Genomic DNA, 1,405 nt, shown 5'->3' on the forward strand with positions numbered 1-1,405 from the left:
CCGGACGCCCGCCGTCCGGCACCGGGCACAGACCCTCCGTACCCCTGAAGTCCCCGAAGCGTCTGAAGGAAGAGCGATGAGCAAGCTGCGTGTGGCGGTCCTCGGTGCCCAGGGCCGCATCGGCTCCGAGGCGGTGCGCGCCATCGAGGCCGCCGAGGACATGGACCTGGTCGCGGCCCTGGGCCGGGGCGACTCCCTGGACGCCCTCACCGGGAGCGGCGCCCAGGTCGCGGTCGAGCTGACCACCCCCGACTCGGTCATGGACAATCTGGACTTCTGCGTACGGAACGGAATCCACGCCGTCGTCGGCACCACCGGCTGGTCCGAGGAGCGGCTGGCGACGCTGCGCGGCTGGCTGGAGCGCTCCCCGTCCACCGGTGTGCTCATCGCGCCCAACTTCTCCATCGGCGCGGTCCTGACCATGGTCTTCGCCCAGAAGGCGGCGCGCTGGTTCGAGTCCGCCGAGGTGGTCGAGCTGCACCACCCGCGCAAGGCCGACGCGCCCAGCGGGACCGCCACCCGCACCGCCCAGCTGATCGCCGCCGCCCGTGCCGAGGCCGGGCTCGGCGCCCAGCCGGACGCCACCGTCACCGCCCTGCCGGGCGCCCGGGGCGCCGACGTGGACGGGGTGCCGGTGCACGCGATCCGGCTGCGGGGACTCCTCGCCCACCAGGAGGTGCTCCTCGGCGGCGAGGGTGAGACGCTCACCATCCGGCATGACTCCCTGCACCACAGCAGCTTTATGCCGGGGATCCTGCTGGGCGCCCGCCGGGTGGTGACCACTCCGGGGCTCACCCTGGGCCTGGAGAACTTCCTCGACCTGAGCTGATCCGCCCTGGGCCGAGCGTCGCGAGGCCCCGAACCGACTGCTGAGCTGATCCCGATGCGCGCGAAAATCACCTATCTGGTCACGGCCGCCGCCCTGGTCGTCTACTTCGTCCTGGTCGGCAGCCGGGGTGTGCTCCTGCTCCAGCAGGGCACCCCGCTCACGGTCACCTTCGGCCTGGCCGTGCTGATCCTGCCGGTCATCGGCATCTGGTTCCTCTGGAAGAACACGCAGTTCGTCACGCGGGCCAACCGCCTCGCCGCCGAGCTGGAGGCCGAGGGCGGTCTCCCGGTGGACGATCTGGCCCGCACCCCCAGCGGCCGGGTCGACCGTGACGCGGCGGACGCGGCCTTCGCCCGCCGCCGGGCCGAGACCGAGGCGTCCCCCGACGACTGGCGCTGCTGGTTCCGGCTGGCCGTCGCCTATCACGACGCCCGTGACACGCCCCGCGCCCGCAAGGCGATGCAGCGCGCCATCGCCCTGCACGCCGGACGCCCGGTCTGAACCCTCTCCCACCGCGCGCACGGCTCTCCCACAGCGAACCGGGTGGGGTTCCGGGACGAGGCACCTGTCCTCGTC

At 73.0% G+C, this 1,405-nt stretch carries 2 protein-coding genes; both read left to right on the forward strand.

Annotation, left to right across the window (positions count from 1 at the left end; genetic code table 11):
- Nucleotides 1-76: 76 nt before the first annotated feature.
- Nucleotides 77-829, forward strand: a complete 753-nt coding sequence (dapB, locus tag ACFVIM_RS35130; protein ID WP_384310442.1) for a 4-hydroxy-tetrahydrodipicolinate reductase — start codon at nt 77-79, stop codon at nt 827-829.
- A 54-nt stretch (nt 830-883) separates the two neighbouring features.
- Nucleotides 884-1,330 carry a hypothetical protein gene (locus tag ACFVIM_RS35135; protein WP_384310444.1) on the forward strand — a complete coding sequence of 149 codons (447 nt, stop codon included), beginning with the start codon at nt 884-886 and terminating at the stop codon, nt 1,328-1,330.
- Nucleotides 1,331-1,405: the final 75 nt, after the last annotated feature.

Source organism: Streptomyces sp. NPDC057638 (assembly GCF_042800315.1).
In the GTDB taxonomy this organism is placed as follows: Bacteria; Actinomycetota; Actinomycetes; order Streptomycetales; family Streptomycetaceae; genus Streptomyces.

Excerpts from the sequence above, each read along its gene's own strand:
- dapB (WP_384310442.1), top strand. The coding sequence starts at position 77 with ATGAGCAAGCTGCGTGTGGCGGTCCTCGGTGCCCAGGGCCGCATCGGC.
- ACFVIM_RS35135 (WP_384310444.1), top strand. The coding sequence starts at position 884 with ATGCGCGCGAAAATCACCTATCTGGTCACGGCCGCCGCCCTGGTCGTC.